Raw genomic sequence first — 22,011 nt, forward strand, 5'->3', positions numbered from 1 at the left:
CGTGGACCAACGAGAGTTTTATCCGTTTCGTGAGCTGGTACTGGGGCTGGCGCCACGTATTTCAGGCTGCGAGCTTTTTGAGGTACCGAGCCAGGGCACGTGGAGCCGAACGAGGGGCTTCGGCCTCAACGACCGCGTTGTAGTTCGTATTGGTGTTCACGTCGTAGGTGAGCACTCGGCCATCTTCGGCTTCGATGAACTCGATGCCGCAGACTTCCAACCCGGTGCGGCGCGCGAACTCGAGGTATTTCTCGATAATCGAGTGGTCGAAGTCTTCGCGCAGGCTGAACAGTTGCTGACCGGCTATGGGTGCGATGGTGGCGCCGGGAGGCATGATCAGCTCGCGCGTGATCGGGTCGATGGCGCAGGCATCCGCCGGGCACAGCTGGAAGCCGCCGCGTGCGGTGTCGGCTTTGACGGCGTAGATGAACTCGCCGCCCACGATCTCAACCCGGGTGATGAACGGTTCCGCAGCCTGGATATATTCCTGAATGAGTGTGATGCCGTCTTGCGGCTCCTCGAACTCGGAAGAGGCAACGTACGCGGCGAGCTCTTCGTGACTCGTGAACTTGCGAACGCCGAGGCCCTTGCCGCCTTGGTTGTGCTTGGTCATAAACGGGGTGGGAAAGTCGTGTGCGGCATCGAGAATTTGCTCACGGCCCACCGCGGCTACGGTGCGAGGGGTGTCGATGCCGGCGGCTTTGAGTGCAACGAGCTGCTCGACCTTGCTCATCTCGAGCTCGAGAACGCGCCGGCCATTCACCGTGCGGCGGCCGTGGGCCTCGAGCCAAGCCAACACGGCGCGCGCGTAGTCTTTCGACTTTCCGTGGTCGCGTGTGTGAGCGGATGCGCTGATGCGCGACCAGAAGATTCCCTCCGGCGGTACCGAATCCAGGTCGAGAACGCCGTCGGTGAGCAGCCATTCCTTCACCTCCATACCCTCTGCTTCAAAGGCCCGGGCGAATGGCGGAAACCATTCAGGGTTCTCGTGCAGGGCATAGATCGTGGTCTGGCTGGAAGTCATAAAAATCCCTTCGGGTTGCACTGAACTTAAGGAGGCCCCCGTGCGGGGTATTCCTCCGGTCTTGCGCAGTTACTACTGCGGGATCATGATGCCGTTGCCCGGGCCCATCGGTAGGTCGAAGAAGTAGAAGACGCTCAGCACGGCTACCCAAGCGATCCAGAACGTGACTGCGAAGGGCAGCATACGGGCGATCACGGTGCCAAGGCCCGCCTGTGGCTCGTACCTACGCAGCATCGTAAGTAGCACGATCATGTACGGGTTGAGGGGTGTGAGTACCTGGGTGGCCGAATCTCCCACCCGGAACGCACCCTGGATAAATGCAGGTTCGTAGCCAAGTAATACGAACAGCGGCACGAACACGGCGGCCATCAGCGTCCACATGGCCGAACCCGAAATGATGAAGAGGTTTAGCAGCGAGGCAAGCAGTACGAAGGCGACGACGGCCGGATATCCGGTGAGGCCGATGGACTCAAGGCCCCCGGCTCCTGCAACGGCGAGCCAGCTTCCGATTCCGGAGAAATTAAACAGGGCGACGAACTGGCCGAGGATGAATGCAAGCACGAGAAATCCGCTCATGTCCTTGATGGCCTGCCCCATCACGCGAGGCACGTCGCTGCCCCTGGCGATGGTTCCGGTGATCTTGCCGTACACCAGTCCTGGAATCACGAACATAGCGAAAACGATGAACACGATCGAACTCAACAGGGGTGAGCGCGGCAGAAACTCGCCGTCTTCGTTTCGCCAGGAGGATTCCGGCAGGAGCACGCCAACCAGAATCACTCCGGCGACCACGACGCCGGCCACGAACGACCAGAACAGGCCGCGATTCTCGGTGTGCGTGAGCCTCGTGTTCATCACGGAGGGAACCAACACGTCGTCGTCAGTGATCTCGTCGCGCGCAATCTGCTGCCGCCCCAAACGCGGTTCCAGGATTTTGTCGATGATGAAGCCGGCGAGTGCGATGAGTACGAGCGCGGAGACCACGTTGAAGAAGTAGTTCGATACCGGGGTCACGACGGAACCGGCGTTCGGCAGGTTCTGTGTGACCGACGTGGTGATCCCGGCGAACAGCGCGTCGAGGCTCGTTACGAACAGCGAGGTTGAGTAGCCGGCGCCCACGGCAGCAAACCCGCCGAGCAGCCCGGCCACGGGGTGCCGGCCAGCAGCCTTAAAAACCAGGGCGGCAAGCGGGGGGATGACCACAAAGGCCGCATCAGACATGATCGACCCTACGACTCCCACGAACGCCACGGCGTAGGGCAGCGACCAGCGTGGTGCCGAGCCGAAGGCCTTACGAATCAGCGCGGCGAGCAGGCCGGACTTCTCGGCAACACCGACCGCGAGCAGGATGGGTAGCACTGTCGCCAACGGCGGAAAACCCAAGTAGTTGACCCCAATGTTCTGGGTGAACCAGGTGAGCCCTTCGGCGGTGAAGAAACCCGTGATCACCGTGATCTCGTCGGTTCCGGGCAACTGCACCGTGACGTTCGCCCAGGCCATCGCGGTCGACGCCACCGCCGTGATTGCGAACAGCAGAAGGAAGAGCATGAACGGGTCGGGCAGCTTGTTACCGACGCGTTCGATTCCACCGAGAACACGATCAATCACGACGGTGCGCCGGGTGAGGGACTGTGCTGAAGACATGGAGCCTACCTTGCGTCGGATCGAACAAAACGATCGGTGTGTCAGGAGCTAGATCGTGCGCTGTCAGACAGGGCACGGAGTTAGGAATCAGTCGAAGAAGTGCGGCACATCGATCGCGCCGCCCTGCTCCGCGAACTCTTGAGCCATGCTGCGGCGCAATCCGGCGTCGCAGAGAAAATCAAGGGCGGTGAGGGCGAGCCCGCAGGCGCCGTCGAGGGCGCCTGACTCCGCGGCATCCGTTGCGGCGGCCGCCGCGAATTCGCGGGTGTGCAGGGCAACGTCTGGTGCCGCAATCTTGATTAGTGGGTGAATACCGGGGATGCGATGGCTTACGTTGCCGAAGTCGGTGGACGCTGCGATGGTTTCCGACACCACGCTAAGCGGGAGTGGCTGGCGCCCACGGCGCTGCTGGGCGGCGACCCAGCGACCGGTGAGCACACTGTTCGTGCGCACCGGAAGGGTGGGGGCGTGCTCGTCCCAGTCGATCTCGACACTCGTTCCAGTCATCAATGCTGCGCCGCGCGCGATGTCGTTCAGCCGCACGCTGAGGTCTTTGAGCGTGTCCGCAAACTTGGATCGGGCGTAGAGCTTGAGTACCGCGCGCTCTGGAATGATGCTCGGCCGTGTTCCCCCCTCACTGATTACGGCGTGCACGCGGTCTACCGGCGGTAACTGTTGACGCAACAGGCCAACGGCCTGGTACGCCAGGGTTGCGGCGTCGAGAGCGTTGCGTCCCATAAAGGGTTGAGCGGATGCGTGCGCCGCGACGCCCGTGAACGTCACGGTTAGCACGCGGCGGCCGAGCCACACCTGGTCGGCGAGGTCGTAGCCATAGGGGTGCACCATGATCGCGGCGTCGAGGCCGTCGAAGGCGCCGTGCCTGGCCATCACTTCTTTGCCGGAGAAACCTTCCTCGGCGGGAGTACCGAGGAACACCACCCGGCCTCTGAATGCGTCGGGATCCTCCTTGAGCGTGTTAGCCAACGCGAGGAAGGCGCCGACGCCGGTGGCGGCGATCACGTTGTGCCCGCAACCGTGCCCCACGTCGGGCAAGGCGTCGTACTCGCTGAGAATCGCGATTGCTGGGCCGCAGTCCGACCCGATCTCGGCACGAATTGCGGTGTCTACCCCGTGCACGCCGAGCTGTGCGCTTATCCCGTGGCGACCGAGCAGCTCCACCAGATAAGCGGCGCTTCGATGCTCGGCGAAGGCGGTCTCCGGGTCGGCGTGCAGGGTGTGAACAACGTCGTTCAGGTCCCGGGCGAGTGCCTCTACCTGGGCTTCGACGGCGCTTGCGAGCTCGTCCGGGGCCCCGGAGAACGGCGACGGCACCGACTCATAGCTCTGTATCCTGCGGGCCGTTTCGGCCTGAAGCTTCTGCAGATACGTGGTGCTCGGCACTAACGAAGGGCTCATATATCCACCCTAGATAGGAAGATTACCTCCTAGGGCCGTCCTGACCTGCGCCGTCATCTCCAGAACCTGTGCTGGGTCAGCATTGCACTTGGCAGTGAGGAATCCCCCTCGCACTCCCCTAGCGGAATATCACGGTGATATCACTTCCAAAAGTGTGAAGGCGAAGCCGTCACAAGCGATATGGAGCCGCTGCGCGGCACTGATTGTTGAGCATTTTTGTCCTATCTGGCCGGTCATCGTAGCTTCCTTGCGTGCCTGCGTCACCCGCAGTGCCGGACGCGCCCTGCGGGCTTATTTCGCCCGGCAATGCGGGCACTTCGGCACTCCCGGTCGCTATCGATTTCTCTTGCCAGACAGGCCAAAAAAACAGTTGTCCACGAGGGAGAGAGAACCCATGAACACGCTCGCCAGCATCAGCAACCACGTTCCCACCATCCAGCGATTCACTACCGACGCAGCTGCGCGCGGAATCTGGACCATCATCAGCGAGCCCGGAGACAGGGACACTGGCAACCTCATCGCCGCCCTGGGCGCGGAAGAAGCCCTGAACGTGGTCCTGCACGGCACCGGCGACGCGGCAGGACTCGACCTGGCCACACTCCGCGCCCGCACCCGGCCCCGCGCCACCGGGGGCAACATTGCCGCAGCTTTCGCGGCGGCAGACACCGGGTCGGCAGAACTCATCACCCCGGACCACCCGCATTGGCCCGCAGGTTTCAACGACCTCGGCACCGCCGCCCCCTACGCGCTCTGGGCGCGAGGTACCACCGAGATCCTGGCCGACCCCCTGAACACAGCCGTCGTCGGGGCTCGAGCCTCCTCCGGGTACGGCGAACACGTCACCATGGAGATCACCGCGGGCCTGGTCAGCCGAGGCCACGTGATCATTTCCGGTGCAGCCTACGGGGTAGACGGAATGGCTCACCGGGCAGCGCTGGCTAGCGGCGGGCGCACCGTCGCGTACCTTGCAGGTGGACTCGACCGGTACTACCCCATGGGCCACGACGCTCTGCTCACCCGGATTGCTGAGACGGGCGCGGTTGCCTCCGAAATTAGCTTCGGCCAGAGCCCCACCCGGTACCGGTTCCTGATGCGAAACCGGTTGATCGCGGCCGCCGCCCGCGCAACTGTCGTCACAGAGGCTGGCTACCGGTCGGGATCGTTGAACATCGCAACCCACGCCTTCACAATCGCCCGCCCCGTGGGCGCCGTCCCCGGCCCGGTCACGTCCCCGACCAGTGCCGGATGCCACCGCCTGATCCGCGAATTCGGTGCACAGCTCGTCACGAACGCTGAGGAAGCCGCCGCACTCTAGACCGGGCAGCCGGCCAGCTCCCGAGCTGGCCGGCGAGGGGGAGGAATCCCCCTCGCACTCCCCCGCAGCGGAATATCACAGTGATATCACTCTGATATCACTCTGATACTGCGACGGCGAAGCCGTCAGAAGCGATATGGAGCCGCTGTGCGGCGCTGATTGCCGGGCATTTTTGTCCTATCTGGCCAATCATCGTAGATCCCTTGCGTGCCTGCGTCACCCGCAGTGTCGGACGCGCCCTGCGGGCTTATTTCGCCCGGCACTGCGGGCACTTCGGCACTCCCGGTCGCTATCGATTTCTCTTGCCAGACAGGCCAAAAAAACAGTTGTTCACGAAGAAAGAGATCCCATGGCTGAGTCCGACTACCGGTACGAGAACACCTACCTGAGGGAGCGCTACGCGGACCGGTGCGCCTGCAGAGGGTGCCGTTCGGAAGGTGCCGTAGATACCCAGCCCGGAGAAACCTGCACCGCGACCCGCTACGCCGACAGCTTCGCCTAAACGAGGGAAAAAACATGCTCACCATCACCCACAGCCACGCAGCCGGAACCATGATCGACGGCACCAGTAAAGGCGACGGAACCGCCGACGTCCTCAAGACCGTTGGTTGGCGTTGGGGGCGCAGCATCAGCGCCTGGTTCGTGCCCCAGTCCCGCGACCGCCTCCCCAAGCTCCACACCATCACCCGCACCCAGGAGGCCTTGGAAGCGGCCGGATTCGAGGTCGAAACCGACATCGACCACGAGCGACGCACGACCGCCGAGGTTGAAGCCGGAAAGATCGGACGTCAGGCCGACCGGGTCGACGCCCTGGCCGCTAAAGCCGACCGCAAGGCAACCGCCGAGGATGCCGCGTGGACCCGCGCCCGGAGCGCGCTTGACCGCCTGCCCGAAGGAGGAGAACCGATCAAGATTGGCCACCACTCCGAAGGCCGCCACCGCAACGCGATCACCAAAGCAGATAACGCCATGCGTAAATCAGTTGAAGCCAGCACGGACGCCACCCACGCCCAGGCAAGGGCCGACGCCGCCACTCACACCACCGACGCCCGCTACCGGCCCGTAACGGTGGCCAACCGCATCGACACCTTGGGGGCTGAGCTGCGCAAGTTAGAACGACGCATCATCGCCCCGCGCTACGACGACGCACAAGGATACATCGACGCAACCGACGCCCAGAAGCAGGCCCGAGCAGACCACCTCGCACCCAACCTCGCCGAGAAGCGCGACCAGATCGCGTACTGGGAAGCCGTGCGCGCCGCCCAGATCGAGAGCGGAACGGCCACCAGCTACGACCGCAGCACCGTCAAGAAGGGTGACCGGGTGAAGATCCGCGGCCAGTGGCGCGACGTCGTCCGCGCCAACCCCAAAACCGTCAGCGTCAGCACCGGGTACACGTGGACCGATACCGCCCCGTATGCGGAGATCCAGCAGCACCAGCGGCCCGAATAGCCGCCGCGTAGGCCGGCCCGCCCCGGGGCCGGCCGCCGTGAGGGGGACGGTGCCCCCTCACACTCCCCCACCAGGTGAATCCGGCCTGGAGGCCGGACAACCACCGAGCCGGCTGCGCCGGCCTGACTCTTTCAAAACATTTCTTCCCTTGGTGGCCAATCATCGTAGTTCGCTTGCGTGCCTGCGTCACCCGCACTCTCGCACGCGGTCGCAGGCTCCCTTATTTCGCACGAGAGTGCGGGCACTGCGGCACTCCCGCTCTCAATCGATTTCTCTTGCCACCAAGGGCAGAAAAACGGTGGACGACAACACAACCACTGCCCACGAGAGAGCTCGGGACCCCGCGCACCTCACCAACCTTGGAGAGAGAACCCCATGACCACCAGCATCCGCAGCGTCAAGATCAAACCGACCGAAACCATCACCACCCTGGACGTGAACGAGGCCAGCATCGGGGCGGACATCATCGCCGCCATCGGCTGCCGGATGTTCGACGTCGTCGGCCTGGAGGACGACATCGACCTCTTCGTCGATGATGAAGGACTCATCAACGGGTCAACCCTGAACCTGCCCGCGACCGTCCTCGCCCACCGCCTCGGCTCCCGCACGGTCATCTTCGGCACGGCCATCGCCGTCAGCGTCACCGGAGACGGTGAAACCGTCGGCCTCACCGACGCACAGCTCGCCCGAATCCAGAAGTCTTTCGCGCAGAAGCCCGACGCCGGGACCGTCGACGCCCTCGTTGAGAGCCTGTCCCCGTTCCCCACCGTGGTGAGCATGCTCCGCAACATCTAGCCGCAAGCACCGGCTGGCCCCGGGCGGGCCGGCCGGTGAGGGGTGTCCCCCTCACACTCCCCCACCGTGCGCGATTACGAGCGTGAGCCTCCGCAGCGTAGAGCGACGCCGAAGCGCCTGTACTCACCGCCCCAAGCACGCCGCAAGGCTCGGGATAGCTGGACTGTCCGCTGTCATTGCTTGTAATGCTGCTATTGTCAGTAATACAGGCATTGTAGGTAATAGCGTTAATACAAGTAATGCCTGTAAAGACAGTAAAAGCAGCAAAGACAGCATAAGCAGCAATGCTGCTTATGCCATTAATGACAGCATTAGCTGTAATGTCACTAATGACGACAAGAGAAACGAGAACGTATGCCTCCGGCACTCAATCGCACCGCGTTGGAACGGGTCATCGCCGTCATCAACGGCAAGGGTGGCGTCCTCAAGACCACACTCACCGCCAACATCGGCGGCATGCTCGCTAACAATGGCTACCGCGTACTCCTGGTAGATCTCGACCCCCAGGGCAACCTGGCCGAGGATCTCGGATACACGGACGACGACCGGGACGACACCGGCCGCGCACTGGCTCAGGCACTCATGTTCGGAGGGGGAGCGGCCCCCATTCGCGAAGTTCGACCAAACCTTGACGTATTCGCTGGAGGTCCGGCCCTCGACCAGGCCACGGCCGGTCTCGCTGCCAAAGCGAACAAGGACCCTGATGGGGCCAAACTAGCCGTCGCTCATCTGCTGGAGCCCATTGCAGGCGACTACGACATGATCCTCATCGACTGCCCACCAGGCGATGAAACGCTCCAGACAGCGGCCGTTGCGGCCGCGCGATGGGCACTCGTCCCCGTCAAAAGTGATAAATCAAGCCGCAAAGGACTAGGTGCCGTCGCAGCGCGACTCGACGCCGTCCTCGGAGTGAACCCCACCCTCGACCTCCTCGGCGTCGTCCTGGTAGACGTCGGGACCTCTGCCCACGTCGTCCAGCGCGAAGCACGCGAACACATCGCAGAGCTCTTCAACGCCGACAACAACGTCGTCTTCACTGCCACAGTTCGCCACAGCGAAGCGACCGCCCAAGCCACCCGAGAACGGGGTCTTCTGGTGCACGAACTCGACGCACAAGTCCGCAAGGGGCCGAAGTGGTACGAGATCCGGCGGGGTGACGCGCAGGCACAAACATTTGCACCACGCACAGCATCATCGGTCGCTGACGACCTGCAGGCAATCACCCAAGAAGTCGTGGCCAGGATTACGGCAGCAGAGAACCAGGAGGCCCTCGCATGAGCGACGAAACCCCCAACCGACAGATCGGCGGCCTCACGCCCCGCGCCGGGGCTCATGACCTGAGCCGGCTCCAGGCCCGAAATCGCCCTGAACCAAAACCGGAAACTAGTGAGCAGCCTAAAACCGTTGCCTCTCCCGCTGCAAAGCCCTCGCGCACACCAGCCAAGAAGTCGGCAACAGTTGTGGTCGACACGACTGCGCGGATGACCACCTATCTGTCAGTAGCCACACGTGATCGGGCCCGTGCAACGTACCGGGCGACGACTCACATCGAAGGCGATAAGAGCTGGTCAGACTTCGTGGAGCGAGCCATTTTGGCAGAGGTAGAACGTCGTGAACTCTCACACAACGCAGGGGAGAGATACCAGGGTGATAGCTCGCCGCTCCCCGCTGGACGACCACTGAGCTAGGGCGGTCTCCCCGCCCGTAGCTCGGCGTGAGGGACGGCGCCGCAGGCGGACGGGAACACGCCCAGTACGCCTCTGGCCGAGACGGGGAGTGGGCCGGCGTTCTATTTCTGCTTGGGGCGTGGCGCCTGTGCTTCGGCGCGGTCGGCGCGGGTGCGCTGTTCGCGTTCACTGGTGCGTGCTTGGTCCAGGTCGGCGCGCAGCTGGGTGAGTTGCTGCTCGAGGGCGGCCCGCACGTCGGTGACGCGCTGCTCGGCGTAGGAACGCTCCCTGCCGGCCTCGGCCGTGGCACTGTCTCGTTCACTGCTGACTGTGGCCAGGCGCCCGGTGAGCACGAGCGCTTCCGCCCGGGCGCTCTCGCGCTCCGTCCGGGCCTGATCGAGCAGGTCCCGGGTGCTCGCAGCATCCGTCTCGGCCCGCTCCAAGCGGCTGGCCGCGGCGGCGGCCTGCGCGACCGCGTCGCGCGCGGCCGCCAGCGCCTCGTCCTTGGCCTCAGTGGCCGCCGCGACGAGCTCCCGGGCCTCGGCGAGCTGTGCGGTCGTGGCCGCGTTCTCGATGCTCAGAGCGGCCACCTGGTCTGTGAGGGCGGTGATCTCGGTGATCGCCCGTGCATTGTCCTCGCCCGCAGTGACCAGGTCGCCCTCGAGGGTGGCGGCACGCTGCTCGAGCGCGGCCAGGGTCGTGCGGAGCTCGTCGACCAGGGCAGCTGATTCCTCGGCTGCCGCGTCAGCTTCGGCGCGCTCGGCCTCGGCCTTGCGGGTGGCGGTCTCGGCACGGTTGGCGCGGGCTGCCGCCGTGGCGACCTGCTCGGCCGCGTCGGAGGTGACGGCCTCGATCTGTGCTTCGGCTGCGTCCGGGTCCGCGACGGTGCGGAGCTCGTCGACAAGGACCACCAGCTGCTGCTGCAGGTGCTCGACCATTCCGGCGACCTGGGACCGCAGCACGCTCGCCCGCTGCCGTGCCGCATCGACGGGGAGCTTGTCGTCCTCGACGGTGCGCTCGACCCGGCCGGACTCGGCGCGGCGGGCCCGCCACGCAGCGGCGCGGTTGTGAGCGGGGTTGACGCAGTAGCCGGCGGGCCTGCCGACACCGGCCGTGGCGTCCACGGGCTCCTCGCAGCCGGGGAAACCGCAGGTGCGCACGTCGGTGATCTCAGGAATGCTCATACCCATATCGTATCACTGACAACGCAATACGTAAACGGAATAACGATAACGATAACGCAATACGAAACGGCCGCTCGTCTCGGAGAGCGTGGAACTCGCCGTGTGGCGGGGTACTCTGTGCCGTCCAGGGCTCGGATGACCTGGGAGTGCCACCCGACTGTGAGCACTGCCTCATCTCGAGGCCGCCCACCGGAACGATTCGTGCCGAGTGTCGCTGTCGTTCGGGCGAACTGGTCAACAGGATTGAGCCCGACGGGCCCGGGGGAGCGGTGTCGGAGATTCTGGCCGAACCGCATCGAGAAGTCGTCCTGCCCGGTGACGGACCGGATTCATCGAGGGTGTCCGGGGCGGTGCCCGGCGTAGTGTGACCGACATGGACGACCTTGGTGTACCGAATTGCGAACGATGCTTGGTACGCATGGCGATCGAGGGCACAGATGAAGGCCCCTTCTGGTGCTGCCCGGAGTGCGGTGTCGTTCGACTCGTCTGACGTACCTCTTCCTGGCTGCGCCGCGAGGTCGACGGGTTGATTCCATTGCTGGTGAGGTCGGGGGAGCGGTAGCTTCAACAGTATGTGCGGCAGATTCGTGGTTCCCAGCACCACCGATGAGCTGCTGAGCGTCTTCGACGCCACCGGCGACAACGCCGCCGAGTGGAAGCCCTCGTACAGTGTTGCCCCCACGGATCCTGCGCCGGTCGTGCGCGAGTGGATCCACGACGAAACCGTGCAGCGGGACGTGGACTTGGCTTCGTGGGGGTTGAAGCCGGGTTGGGCGAAGCCGGGTGGTCCTGCCCCGATCAATGCACGCCTGGAATCGGTGGCCAGTAACGGCATGTTCCGCAGCGCGTTTGCCAGCCAACGGTGCCTGGTGCCCATGGCCGGGTACTACGAGTGGCAGCAGATGGACGACGGCAAACAGCCCTACTTCCTCCACGACGATGGCGATGTGCTGGCGGCGGCCGGCCTGTACGCGGCCCGCCAGGAGGGAGGTGTGTGGAAGGTCTCGTTCACGATCATCACCCGCGCGGCGCGCGACGCGTCCGGTGAGATCCACGACCGGATGCCCGTGTTCTTGACCCCGGACGTGTGGGACCAATGGCTGCGCCCGGAGAAGATCACCGACAAGGAGGAAGTCCTCTCGATGCTTGACCGCAGCTCCATCGCTATCGCCAAGACAGTGACGGCGTACCCGGTAGCCCGGACAGTCAACAACGTCCGCACTCTCGATAGCGAGGACCGGCGACTGATCGAACCGATCAGCTCGTAGTGCTGCGTGGGGAGCCCCGGCCGATTGGGAATTCTTCGGTGTGGACCAACTACGCGGAGTCTCAGTCGAAGAAGTCGTCGTCCACTTCGACCACGGCATAGGTCTGTCGTGATTGGACGCCGACAAGGTACTTGATCATCAATCCATGCCAGCCGCGACGACAGACAAGCTGGGGTGCCGCTCATGGCAGTAACGCGTCGCCGGCCTCCGATCGCGGATCCACAACGACGCGCACTCACCCCCGCGGAAGCGGGCGAACGGCTGGGACTCAGTAGCAAGGAACTCGCACGACTGCGTGGTCTCGGGGAAGGCCCGGCCTTCGTTACTCTCACCCAGAAGTCCGTCCGCTACCTACGATCCAGCGTCGACGGCTGGGAGGCGAAGCTCACGGCCTGGAAGACTCTCGGCGTGATGAATGCCGGTGTGGCCGGGCAAGGCGTCTAGGACGCCTTCGATTCGTGCTCGAGGGCGTCCTCTGCCAGGGCGCGCCGCACACTCGACATGCCAACCTGCGGCTAGCGGGTGCTGACGTACCAAATGGTCAGCCCGACGCAGATCGCGACGAGCTTGATGATCTCGGCCTGGCGCTTCTCCTTCGCCTTCTGGGCTCTCTTGCTGGGCCGCGCGGTGCGGGGCTTCACCGCCGTTGGCTGACGGGTGCGCGTCGCGGTGGGGGAGGCCGCGGTGCGCGGACGCAGGATGATGGGCGGCGTCGCCTCGTCCACGACGCGGTCGCTGAGCGCGTGGAAGGCGGCGGCGATCTCGGCGGGTTCCTCGATGGAGTGCGGGCCCGCGTGCCAGGTCCCGGGTTGCGCTGCCGCGGCGACGATGGCGGCGACCTGTTCGACGCTGAAGATGGGGCGGCCGCTGACGGTGGCGCAGAGGTCGCGGGAGTCGATGATGCGCAGTTCGACACCGTCGCCCTCGGGCGGGGCCTTCCGGGTGATGCTGGCCGGGTCGACGAGAGCGATGACACCGCAGACGGGGACCGTCATCCCGGTCACCAGGGAGAGCATCTTCTCCGCGCGTTTCGCTTCCTGGCTGGCCTTCCGAATGTACGACTGCTTGTGATTGCCGACCATGAACCCGCGCCCAGCGACCCAGATTTTCTGGCCCGCGTGCCGTTTCGTATTGATCGTGAACACCCCGGCTTGGCTGATGACGACATGGTCGATGTCGCTCTCACCCTTCCCGACGGGAACGGAGTGCAGAACGGTCCATTCCGGGCCGAGCTGCGCGAGATGCACGCCGACCTGGATCTCTCCGAGCGCGCCGATCCGCCACGGCACAGCGGCGTCTGTCAACAGCACGGCGCCGGTCTCGGGGACGATCTCTCCGGATTCCGCTTGGCGGCGGAGCACTTCGATCATGAGGCCCTGCCCGGGGACGTTGCCCCGGAGGTCCCGGATGACCCGGGGCGCCGCTCTACGCCCGGCTCCCGACGTGTGCGGGCGCGCCGTTGTCTGCTCTGCTGCCGTCTGGTCTGCTACCTGGTTCCCTCCCCCCTGGGATTCCATGACTACTTCCGTTCGCTCGGGTCGCCGCAAACCAGGCATTGATCCTTGCCTGGATCGTCGGCGATGTTGTAGATGCAGTGCAGGCCGGGAACGCGGGAACCAGCTCCGTCCGACTGATTGCTGACTCCCCAGAGGTTACCGCTGGACTGGACCGCTTCCCCTCGTTCCGAATGGTCGATATACCCCCAGAACCGCCGCTGCTCCGCAGGTCCACTGCGGGTCTCCAGACCTAGAACATTTCGTCGACCTCAGGCTCAGCCTTGCGCATAGGTGGCGAGCGGTTGGGACTGCCCGGAGCGGCTGTCACATCGCGTTCGATCAGCCCCACTGCTTACGCGGAATGCTCCGGCGCTAAGTCCATACGCTGCCGCCGGCTGCGCCCGAGGGACGCCGGGGATCACCTTGCCGGCACTACGCTGAAGGCTAGTTATTCCGAACTGATGGGGGCTTTTCTCGGTGGCAACGATTGACGACCTCATCAACAAAATCGAGGACCCGAGCCTGCGGGCACGACTCGCTGAACAAGTACGAGTGCTGACAGAACGGAAAGAATTCGGCCTTGTTTTCCAGGATCACACGCCGGAAGCAATCGAAGTCCCGGGGCTCGCGCCTCGGCGCGACGACATTGTTCGCCGCAGAGGCGACACGGGACGCGTGAATCACACGGTCCGATCAGTGTCGGGGCACTCGGCCACGATTGTCGAGCTGGATGAATTTGGTGGCGTGGCCGGCGAGCAGTTCAAGGCGGGCATAGATGAACTCGTGCTTGTCAAAGATTTCGGGCAGCCAATCTATGCCGGCTTGAAGTCTCTGGGTCGTACTGAACGCGGCGGGGATAAGCCCAGTCACCTCGTTATTCAGGGAGAGAACTACTACGCCCTCGAAACACTGATGTACACGCACGAGAACAAAGTCGACGTTATCTATATTGATCCTCCCTACAACACAGGCTCAGCCGACTGGATCTATAACGACCGGTTCGTTGATGGTCAAGATGCGTACCGTCACTCGAAATGGCTCTCCTTCATGCAGAGGCGGCTCAAGCACGCGAAGCGTCTTCTAAAGGCAACCGGCGTGATTATCATCGCGATAGATGACAACGAGCAGGCGCGACTGAAGCTCCTTTGCGATCAGGTACTCGGTGCTCAGAATTTCGTCGCCAATGTTGTTTGGAATGGGGGAAGAAAGAACGACTCACGCTTCGTATCAGTTGGGCACGATTACATGCTGATATATGCCCAGAGTGTTGAATCGCTCAATGCGGCGAACCTTCGCTGGCGCGAACCGCGCCCCGGCCTGGTCGACATTAGGGAGGCCGCAGCCCGGTCCTGGGCAACCTCAGGGGGCGATGTCGCAACCGCGACGCTCTCCATGAAACTGTGGATTGCAAACTTGCCAGCAGGCCATGCGGCCAAAGAGAACAATCGCTTCTATGAGTTCGAGGACGACGGCCGCGTGTTCAGGAAAAGAGACGTGTCCTGGCCGGGCGGTGGCGGCCCAACGTACGACGTACTGCATCCGATAACTGGTCTCCCTGTAAGACTTCCAAGTCGGGGCTGGATCTTCTCCAAGCCGGAGAGGATGCAAGAGGAAATCGACGCTGGTCGAATCATGTGGGGCGCGGATCACACAGAGTTCATAAACCGGAAAACGTACCTCGATGAGGGTGAGATGGTCGTCCCGACCTCTGTCTTTGAGAGAAAACGAACCTCGTCCACCAAGTATTTGGAGGCAATTCTCGGCTCCAAGGATTTCCCCTTCCCAAAAGATGTTGATGTGGTCGGCCGTTGGGTCAATCTCGTATCAGCTGAGAATTCAGACGCCATAGTTCTTGATTTCTTCGCGGGTACAGGGACAACAGCTGAAGCGGTAATGAGACTGAACGCCCAGGACGGCGGAAGGCGCCAGGCGATTCTGGTGACAAACAACGAGGTCGGGGCCAAGGCTGCGGCTGCGTTATCAAAGGCAGGCGCGCTTCCTGGTGATCCCGCTTGGGAAGCCGAGGGGGTCTTCCAGAAGGTGACCAGACCACGCCTGGAAACGGTCGTAACTGGGATCCGGGGTGATGGGTCCACATTCAGTGATGGCCTCTCGGAGAACATCGAATTCCTCGAGCTGACGTATGAGGACCCAGATCTGATCCAACTTGGGCAGAGCTTCACCGCAATCGCCCCGCTCCTCTGGGTCAAGGCCGGAGCAACAGGATCAGTGATTGTCGCGGCGCCTGAATCTGGGTGGGCAATCAACTCCGACGGATCCTACGGAGTCCTATTCGATGTGAAGCACTCGGCAGACTTCACCGCAGACGCACGAAGGAACGCACCCACTCTCCGGCACGCCTTCATCATCACCAATCAGGAGTCGGCATACAAACAAATTGTGTCTTCGCTTCCGGCTCAGAGCCGTTCCTTCAGCGCGACTCGGCTCTACGGCGACTACCTGCGCACATTTGAAATCAACGGTAAGGACTAGCCGATGCAGTTCACATTGACCGATTACCAGACCGACGCCGTTGAGCGCATCATCAAGCGCATCAAGTCATCCCAAAGCGCATATGACGAGCAGGAATATTCCGCGGTGGTCCTCTCCGCGGCCACCGGCGCAGGTAAGACGGTCATTGCGACTGCCGTGATTGAACAGCTCATCGAAGGCGGTGATCTCGTGGACGAGCCCCACCCTGACACCACCATCTTGTGGGTGACAACTGACCCGGCGCTCAACGCGCAGACGCTGGAAAAGATGGAGCTCTCATCGAGCCAACTACGGGGCCTGGGCAGATTCAGAACCATTACGGCAGGGCATGGAATCAACCAGGAAGCATTTGATCCAGGCACGATCACGTTCCTGAACACCCAAGCTGCCAACAAAAACGCGATCATCTCGAAGAAGACTGATGAGCAGCGCTACACAATCTGGGACACCATCGAAAACACGGTTCGAAGGTTCGGCGCGAACTTCATTGTCTTTATTGATGAAGCTCATCGTGGTGTCGAACAGAAGAGCGACCGTGACTCCGCGACCATCATCAACAAGATCGTGAATGGGACTGCACCTGTCGCTGTAATCGTTGGCATCTCCGCGACGGCCGGCAAGTTCCAGAAAGCCATCGAAACAGCCATTAAGGGGGAGGCGCGGACAGCACGATCTGTTGCCGTCAGCATTGCTGATGTACAGCGGTCAGGCATAATCAAGGACCGCATAGTCCTTCACAACCCCGCAGCATCAACAATTGGGACACTCGAGGCCGACACGACCCTGATCAGAGCTGGAGTCCAAAAGCTCCGTGAGTTCGAGACGGCATGGGCCGAATACTGCCAGGTCGAAGGTGAAGCGCGCGTCATACCCGCCATGGTGATCCAAGTTCAGGACCTGCCCACTGACGATGAGCTACGTGAAATCGTAGATGCCGTGCTCAGCGAGTGGCCGGGATTGACCGTCCGAGCTTTCGTTAACACCTTCGCCGAGCATCAAATGATTGACCTCGGCAATGGTCGAATCGTCACCTACATGCAGCCCCATCACATTCAAGATGCCAGCGACGTTCGCATCGTCCTCGCAAAGAATGCAATCACAACTGGATGGGACTGCCCGCGCGCCGAGGTCCTCGTGTCGCTTCGAACTGCCCACGATCACACCTATATTGCTCAGCTGATCGGTCGCACAATTCGGCAGCCGCTAGCTCGCCGGATCGAATCCAATGAAGCCCTGAACAAGGTCGCCTGTTACTTGCCCCGCTTCGACTCCGATGGTGTCGCGGCTGTCGTGAACCAATTCAAAGAGGACGGAGAAAATGGAATCCCCGTCGAAATTGTTCGTGGCACCGTCTCCTATGAGCGAGGCCCCAGCACAGAAGATGCCTTCGAGGTTCTCTCGGCGTTGCCCTCGTACAAGATCCCGAGCAAAATAATCACCCCGGGCGTCAAGAGACTGCACCGCCTAGCAGCAGCCCTCGCCGGCGACGATATTTATCTTGAGGGTCCTGCCGAGGTGAGGAGACTGATCAACATTCAACTCGATGCCATTGCCGCTCAACTGAGCGACAGGCTGACCTCGCGAAAGGCCGACATTGAGGCCGTGAAGCTGGAACACGTCGAAATCACGTTCTCCGGTGAGATGCTCACCGGAGAAGCGCGAAGCCTCAAGCTCAAGCGCGACTCCAACAACATCGATGACGTGTTCCGGAAGGCCTCACGGACACTGAAAGACGGCGTCGCGGAAGACTACTGGCAGTATCTCGTGCTGAAAGTCCCGGGCGACATCATTGGCCACAAAGTGACCGTGGCCGCGCTCGGAACCATCCTCGAGGCAACCACTTCCTTAGACACGTACGCCCACGCGCTTACTGCCACTTGGCTCAAAACACACGGCAAGAACATCTCGCAGCTTTCCGAGGGGCGCCGCAGTGACTACGACGTCATCAGGGGTGAAGCGAAGACGCCTGAGCTGACAACAGTGGTCATACCCAGCACCGTTGAGGAAGCGGTTTCAGCGCCGGGAGACAAAGCAACGGACGAGGCCGCAGTCCTGGCCTACGTTCGGGCTGACGACCCCAACCGTCTGCCCAACCACCTCTTTGTTGATGGGAAGGACTCGAAATACTATGTTTCGGCTCTCAACGACCTCGAGCGTGAGGTCTTGAAGGTTGAAGCCGCGGATGGTGCACCGTGGTACCGAAATCCCGCATCCGGACCTCGTTCGCTCACAATCCCATACGAAGTGACAACAGGCGTATGGGCGGGGCTGCACCCCGACTTCTTGGTCTTCCACCGCGATGACGAAGGAAGCCTCTCGGTATCTATAGTCGACCCGCACGGTAGCCACTTCGATGACGCTATCCCGAAGTTGAAGGGCCTGGCTACCTACGCCTCAGTTCATGGTGGCAGTTATCGGAGCATTCTTGCGATCGACCGCATAGATGACGAGATGCTCGCTGTGCCGGTGCATGATTTGAAAGTCAGCGACAGGGTGCTTTCTATGATCAGTAATGGCAAGACCGCGAAAGAGATCATTCGGGCTGAGGGCGTTCCACTTTGAGTTTGCCCCGGATGGCTGACCGTGGGATCTCGTTCTTGAGGCGTCGCACCTAGACAGCGCTCGCGCTGGTGCTGCGTCGGGCTCAAGTCAGCGCGGCGAACCCGATGTTGACGTTTGAGGCTCTTGGCACCGCGATCAGGAAGGGATACAGCGCGCGAAGTCTCGCGCGAGTGGCTGTGGCTTTCGGCGCTATGTGGCGGCGTTCTGTGATCGCTATTTGTCGCATCGACTTGGTTACCGGCGCAGACTCAGAACGGTAGTCATCGGTTTATAGCCCCTGGGTTTGGGCACACTTCGGTTGCGAGACACTTCGCAGGCGCGAGTGGGCCCTGGGCCCGGGCGCGGTGACCGTAGGAGGTTTCTAGCGCGCGGTCGGCGAGCAGCGGGTGGAACTATGGGCTGATGCCGGCCCTAACTCTTTCTCCGGCTGGGGGACGGGCGGTTACCACGAACCACGGCGATAATCGTGCTCGTGATGACGACTCCATCATCGTTGCGGCTGTGCGCTACCCAGATCGATTCGTCAAGCCTTTCAGAGCGCACCTCCCTGCCCTCGGTGAGGTCCAGAACGAGCAGTTGCCCGAACGGGACGTTGGCGGATTGGTAGGCGACTGTTTGCGGCAGGTAGCTGGCTTCGAGCTCGTCACGCGACGCCCTTGCGAGTTCGCGTTTCACCTCGGTGACGTAGCGGCTGCCGTCGTTGAAGTAAAGGACGACATCAGCTCGGCCACCGCCGACACTCGATACTTCGACTGCCGAGCGGCCGGCGAGGTCGCTGGAGTCTAGAAACAGTTTGAAGGAGTCTTGAACGGCACGCTCCAAAGGGGCATCTGCACGGTCAGAAAAAGCTGCAACATAGGGCGGGACTGTGTCCAACGTATGAGCGACAAACCTCACTGTAGCCAGCGCGAGCGACATCAGATCCTTCTCGATGTCGCGGCGAAACTGGGGGTTGAGGGCGAGATCGGTACGGAGGTTCACGAGCAAGTCGTGCTGGGTGGTCGTGGCAGACGCGATTGATTCCGACGGGCTTGGTGAGCCAGACGCCGTCAAGCGCTGTGCAAGGAGGTCTACCCAGCGACTGGCGATGTCGACATCCGATCGTCTCATGAGTTGGCTTCGCTCGATACGGTCTTTGACGGGGAGCAACTCAGAACTCATCAGTGTCCACATCGATGGGGAAACGCCGAGAGTCCCAACCTGCGCGTGGTCCAACAGGCCGAGCGTCTCCGTGAGCGTCAACCATTCGAGTGGGTCGCGAATGTCCTCCAGTGTTTCGGCGCTCGCGTACGTCCCGCCGCAAGCACGCCCCAACGCCGCTGACGACAGGTTCACACCGAGTAGCTCAGCTCTCCACTTTTCTCCCCAAAGCGCCTTCGCCCGTGCGCGGAGTGCCTGTTTCACAGTTCGCTCGACAATCCAGCAGTCTGAGGCAACCCGGGCAAAGTCATCCTGAGGCCGATTCATGCCCGCAATAACTTCGCTTAGGGCGCTCCGCACGCTCAAGCGCCCGTCCGAGATCGCCCAACAGAGCTTGTCCCCGGAGTGAGTGATCATCCCAGCACCGAGCAGGGCGTCTAGGAGAGGTTCTGCCAACGAAGTGAGCTCCTCGGACGCTCTACCGTCCTCAAAGAGAACGGCATCTAAGCCCGCACATGCAATCTCTCCAAGCTCGCGCAGCGCTCGTTCGATGACGATCTCCGCGGGCACGCCCTCGCGCGTCGCTTCTTCTCCAAAGTTCCATGATTCAGGCGTTGAGTACAGCGGGGGTGAAACGAGTTTGGCGTCCCATAGAACTTGGCTACCTGGCGCTGTGGGGAACGCGATTTTGGGTCGCCGCGAGAGCAGAATTACCCGTGTGCCGTTATCGCGGTCCGCGATGACGCGCTCACGCAGTCGGCCAAGGCTGGGAGCACCTGGTTCGGCGAGACTCTCCAGCTCAGTGACGAGACGAAGCTTGCCCTCCAGTTCGGTATTGTCCAGATAGTCGACAGCTGAAACGATGCTGTCCACGCTCGGCGCAATGGCGTCGCGCGCAATTGGATATGCCTCGCCGAGCTGAACGAACACGATGTTCCAACGCGTGCACTGCTGGAAAAGCCCCTCGACCCAAGACTCCAACACGTCGGAGCTCATGCGAGGTCCAGGAGGACGCTCAACTCGTCAACCCCGTCAACGGCCTGCAGCACTCCCAAGTTCCTGAGCCGTCGCGCCGCCTCCGGCTCATCTTTCGCGAGCTCCGTGATCTCGTTCGGGCTCTCCCGCATGAGGTCAAGGACGATGCCTTCGACCGGATAGTAGCGGTCAACGTGGTCAAGCATCTCCCTCACATGTCCGCGAACTGCGACGGACCAGTCGTCATAGTGGAGAAGGACCACGGCGCGAGTTATGCGCCTTTGCATCTCGTCCATGGGAAGCGTCGCGACCACCGTCGAGGCGAGATTACGGTACAGGTAGGCATGGCCCCCGGATGCCTGATACAGAGATTCGAGAGCTCCCGGGTCTATCGCAATCCCCATCCGCGCACCGAGATTGGTGGCTAGTCTGTCCGCTTCAAGCTTTGCGAGGGGGCCGACGTAACGCGACTTCGCCCAGGAGAACAGTGGATTCGGGCGCCCATACAGCCGTCCGCTCTCAAGGATTGCGCTTGTGAGTCCAGAAACGAGGAACGTGAAATTAGAACTTTCCTGCACGACGCCTCGGAGCGCGGCAAAGAACTGTGCAATTCGAGGCATGGGTCCTTCGGCCACATCCACGCCGGCCGGGGTGAGGTACTCGATCTCATCCAGCATGATGAGGAGTCGATACCCGTCCTGATCCAGCTTCCTGGCCAGCGTTTGAAGTGCGTTCTTCAGTTGCAAAATAGTGGGGTACTCGGGCAAGGTCGCCAACTTGCTGCCGCTCAGCTTGCGGAGTCTCAACTCATCGAGGACTCGGCGCCGGACGTCTTCGACGATGTCGTTGATGGGGTCTTCAGGGGGCGAAGGGTATACCTCAAGGTCGATGAGCACCGAGATGACCTTTTCAGCCGCGAGATCCTCGCGGAGCTGATACATAACGCTTGTCTTGCCCGCCTTCCGGAGCCCGAAGATGCCGGAAACGCTTTGACTGAGCACGTCGTCACGCAGTGACTGAAGTAGGGTCTTCCGACCGAAGAAGGTGGCTCCGGATACGGGAGTTGTCTCGTTGAAAAGATCTCTCACGTGGAGGTGCTGGCGCAGAAGAGCTACAAGGCCCAGTTGATCCTCCTCGTCGAAGACGAACGGGATCGCGAGTCGACCGGGAGTAGACCAATCGTCGAGCTTTAGCTGGGCGCGGCGATCCTTCGACCAGATGAATATCACGTCTGGTGTGACGTTGCCTTTGAGGGACTTCAACTCTTCAAAGGCGGCCTCATATGTTCGCATCTGCAGATCGGGATACGGTGTATATAGCACCATGACCTCTCGAGTGAACCCGAAAGCCGACTCGATAGCTTGGCTAAATCGGACAAGAGCCACCGTTGAACCAGCAGAGGGTGAGTGCTTCGGTGCGGCCAGTACCGAATGCTTCGCGGGCGCTACGTGTACAACCTGCGACCCAAGTCGGGCAAGTGCTCGTCTCTGACCAGCGAGCACGTCGAAGCGGTCCTCAGCCCTCACAATCGCGCGCAACAAGTCAGGTTGCCTAGGGACGTTAACCGGGCCTGAATACCA

The 22,011-nt window shown here is 62.1% G+C and carries 17 protein-coding genes; 10 read left to right on the forward strand and 7 right to left on the reverse strand.

The genetic code is table 11. The features are described 5' to 3' along the window. Window positions 1-61: 61 nt before the first annotated feature. The 3 genes from E3O54_RS16040 to E3O54_RS16050 all read right to left on the reverse strand — a co-directional run bounded on the left by E3O54_RS16040 (window position 62) and on the right by E3O54_RS16050 (window position 4,084). Window positions 62-1,024: a RimK family alpha-L-glutamate ligase gene (locus E3O54_RS16040; protein ID WP_134402047.1), complete on the reverse strand. Its 963-nt coding sequence runs from the start codon at window positions 1,022-1,024 to the stop codon at window positions 62-64. A gap of 72 nt (window positions 1,025-1,096) precedes the next feature. Beyond that, window positions 1,097-2,668, reverse strand: coding sequence for an AbgT family transporter (locus E3O54_RS16045; RefSeq protein WP_134402048.1), 1,572 nt, complete (start codon window positions 2,666-2,668; stop codon window positions 1,097-1,099). An 87-nt stretch (window positions 2,669-2,755) separates the two neighbouring features. Further along, on the reverse strand, window positions 2,756-4,084 hold the full coding sequence (locus E3O54_RS16050) for a M20 family metallopeptidase (protein ID WP_134402049.1): 1,329 nt from the start codon (window positions 4,082-4,084) through the stop codon (window positions 2,756-2,758). Window positions 4,085-4,478: 394 nt separating this feature from the next. On the opposite strand from E3O54_RS16050, the gene dprA reads away from it, so the two are divergent. The 6 genes from dprA (at window position 4,479) to E3O54_RS17430 (ending at window position 9,334) form a co-directional block, all read left to right on the forward strand. Continuing rightward, on the forward strand, window positions 4,479-5,399 hold the full coding sequence (gene dprA / locus E3O54_RS16055; RefSeq protein WP_134402050.1) for a DNA-processing protein DprA: 921 nt from the start codon (window positions 4,479-4,481) through the stop codon (window positions 5,397-5,399). A gap of 349 nt (window positions 5,400-5,748) precedes the next feature. Beyond that, window positions 5,749-5,901: a hypothetical protein gene (locus tag E3O54_RS16480; protein WP_166805276.1), complete on the forward strand. Its 153-nt coding sequence runs from the start codon at window positions 5,749-5,751 to the stop codon at window positions 5,899-5,901. Window positions 5,902-5,915: 14 nt separating this feature from the next. After that, entirely contained in the window at window positions 5,916-6,851 is a 936-nt protein-coding gene (locus tag E3O54_RS16060) for a DUF3560 domain-containing protein (RefSeq protein WP_134402051.1), read from the forward strand. Window positions 6,852-7,226: 375 nt separating this feature from the next. Next, entirely contained in the window at window positions 7,227-7,646 is a 420-nt protein-coding gene (locus tag E3O54_RS16065; protein WP_134402052.1) for a DUF3846 domain-containing protein, read from the forward strand. A 354-nt stretch (window positions 7,647-8,000) separates the two neighbouring features. Beyond that, entirely contained in the window at window positions 8,001-8,924 is a 924-nt protein-coding gene (locus tag E3O54_RS16070; RefSeq protein WP_104170602.1) for a ParA family protein, read from the forward strand. 203 nt (window positions 8,925-9,127) lie between these two features. Beyond that, complete coding sequence (locus E3O54_RS17430; protein ID WP_370248102.1) at window positions 9,128-9,334, forward strand: hypothetical protein; 207 nt, start codon at window positions 9,128-9,130, stop codon at window positions 9,332-9,334. 101 nt (window positions 9,335-9,435) lie between these two features. Here E3O54_RS17430 and E3O54_RS16075 read toward each other — a convergent pair whose 3' ends face one another. After that, on the reverse strand, window positions 9,436-10,497 hold the full coding sequence (locus tag E3O54_RS16075; protein ID WP_134402053.1) for a hypothetical protein: 1,062 nt from the start codon (window positions 10,495-10,497) through the stop codon (window positions 9,436-9,438). A gap of 572 nt (window positions 10,498-11,069) precedes the next feature. On the opposite strand from E3O54_RS16075, the gene E3O54_RS16080 reads away from it, so the two are divergent. Further along, on the forward strand, window positions 11,070-11,765 hold the full coding sequence (locus tag E3O54_RS16080; protein ID WP_134402054.1) for an SOS response-associated peptidase: 696 nt from the start codon (window positions 11,070-11,072) through the stop codon (window positions 11,763-11,765). Between the two features lie 183 nt (window positions 11,766-11,948). Then, window positions 11,949-12,209 (forward strand): AlpA family transcriptional regulator, encoded by a 261-nt coding sequence (locus E3O54_RS16085; RefSeq protein WP_134402055.1) that lies wholly within the window; start codon window positions 11,949-11,951, stop codon window positions 12,207-12,209. A gap of 71 nt (window positions 12,210-12,280) precedes the next feature. Here the strand turns inward: E3O54_RS16085 and E3O54_RS16090 are convergent, their stop codons facing one another. Then, window positions 12,281-13,135 carry a nuclease-related domain-containing protein gene (locus E3O54_RS16090; protein WP_166805278.1) on the reverse strand — a complete coding sequence of 285 codons (855 nt, stop codon included), beginning with the start codon at window positions 13,133-13,135 and terminating at the stop codon, window positions 12,281-12,283. A gap of 603 nt (window positions 13,136-13,738) precedes the next feature. Between E3O54_RS16090 and E3O54_RS16095 the strand changes: the two genes are divergently transcribed. Together E3O54_RS16095 and E3O54_RS16100 are read left to right on the forward strand one after the other, a co-directional pair. Then, window positions 13,739-15,754, forward strand: a complete 2,016-nt coding sequence (locus E3O54_RS16095; protein ID WP_134402057.1) for a site-specific DNA-methyltransferase — start codon at window positions 13,739-13,741, stop codon at window positions 15,752-15,754. Window positions 15,755-15,757: 3 nt separating this feature from the next. After that, window positions 15,758-18,316, forward strand: a complete 2,559-nt coding sequence (locus E3O54_RS16100; protein ID WP_134402058.1) for a DEAD/DEAH box helicase — start codon at window positions 15,758-15,760, stop codon at window positions 18,314-18,316. A gap of 411 nt (window positions 18,317-18,727) precedes the next feature. Here E3O54_RS16100 and E3O54_RS16105 read toward each other — a convergent pair whose 3' ends face one another. Beyond that, on the reverse strand, window positions 18,728-20,452 hold the full coding sequence (locus E3O54_RS16105; protein ID WP_134402059.1) for a hypothetical protein: 1,725 nt from the start codon (window positions 20,450-20,452) through the stop codon (window positions 18,728-18,730). Next, window positions 20,449-21,723 carry an ATP-binding protein gene (locus tag E3O54_RS17105; protein WP_241976948.1) on the reverse strand — a complete coding sequence of 425 codons (1,275 nt, stop codon included), beginning with the start codon at window positions 21,721-21,723 and terminating at the stop codon, window positions 20,449-20,451. Before E3O54_RS17105 ends, E3O54_RS16105 begins: the two co-directional genes overlap by 4 nt. Window positions 21,724-22,011 lie beyond the last annotated feature (288 nt).

This window comes from Cryobacterium sp. TMT2-4, assembly GCF_004402575.1.
GTDB classification, from domain to species: Bacteria; Actinomycetota; Actinomycetes; order Actinomycetales; family Microbacteriaceae; genus Cryobacterium; species Cryobacterium sandaracinum.

Bases quoted from the DNA above. Each gene is read 5' to 3' on its own strand.
- E3O54_RS16100 (WP_134402058.1), top strand. From the start codon at position 15,758: ATGCAGTTCACATTGACCGATTACCAGACCGACGCCGTTGAGCGCATC.
- E3O54_RS16065 (WP_134402052.1), top strand. From the start codon at position 7,227: ATGACCACCAGCATCCGCAGCGTCAAGATCAAACCGACCGAAACCATC.
- E3O54_RS16060 (WP_134402051.1), top strand. From the start codon at position 5,916: ATGCTCACCATCACCCACAGCCACGCAGCCGGAACCATGATCGACGGC.
- E3O54_RS16480 (WP_166805276.1), top strand. From the start codon at position 5,749: ATGGCTGAGTCCGACTACCGGTACGAGAACACCTACCTGAGGGAGCGC.
- E3O54_RS16090 (WP_166805278.1), bottom strand. From the start codon at position 13,135: ATGATCGAAGTGCTCCGCCGCCAAGCGGAATCCGGAGAGATCGTCCCC.
- E3O54_RS16070 (WP_104170602.1), top strand. From the start codon at position 8,001: ATGCCTCCGGCACTCAATCGCACCGCGTTGGAACGGGTCATCGCCGTC.
- E3O54_RS16085 (WP_134402055.1), top strand. From the start codon at position 11,949: ATGGCAGTAACGCGTCGCCGGCCTCCGATCGCGGATCCACAACGACGC.
- E3O54_RS16075 (WP_134402053.1), bottom strand. From the start codon at position 10,497: ATGAGCATTCCTGAGATCACCGACGTGCGCACCTGCGGTTTCCCCGGC.
- E3O54_RS16105 (WP_134402059.1), bottom strand. From the start codon at position 20,452: ATGAGCTCCGACGTGTTGGAGTCTTGGGTCGAGGGGCTTTTCCAGCAG.
- E3O54_RS17430 (WP_370248102.1), top strand. From the start codon at position 9,128: ATGACCACCTATCTGTCAGTAGCCACACGTGATCGGGCCCGTGCAACG.
- E3O54_RS16045 (WP_134402048.1), bottom strand. From the start codon at position 2,668: ATGTCTTCAGCACAGTCCCTCACCCGGCGCACCGTCGTGATTGATCGT.
- E3O54_RS17105 (WP_241976948.1), bottom strand. From the start codon at position 21,723: ATGCGAACATATGAGGCCGCCTTTGAAGAGTTGAAGTCCCTCAAAGGC.
- dprA (WP_134402050.1), top strand. From the start codon at position 4,479: ATGAACACGCTCGCCAGCATCAGCAACCACGTTCCCACCATCCAGCGA.
- E3O54_RS16050 (WP_134402049.1), bottom strand. From the start codon at position 4,084: ATGAGCCCTTCGTTAGTGCCGAGCACCACGTATCTGCAGAAGCTTCAG.
- E3O54_RS16040 (WP_134402047.1), bottom strand. From the start codon at position 1,024: ATGACTTCCAGCCAGACCACGATCTATGCCCTGCACGAGAACCCTGAA.
- E3O54_RS16080 (WP_134402054.1), top strand. From the start codon at position 11,070: ATGTGCGGCAGATTCGTGGTTCCCAGCACCACCGATGAGCTGCTGAGC.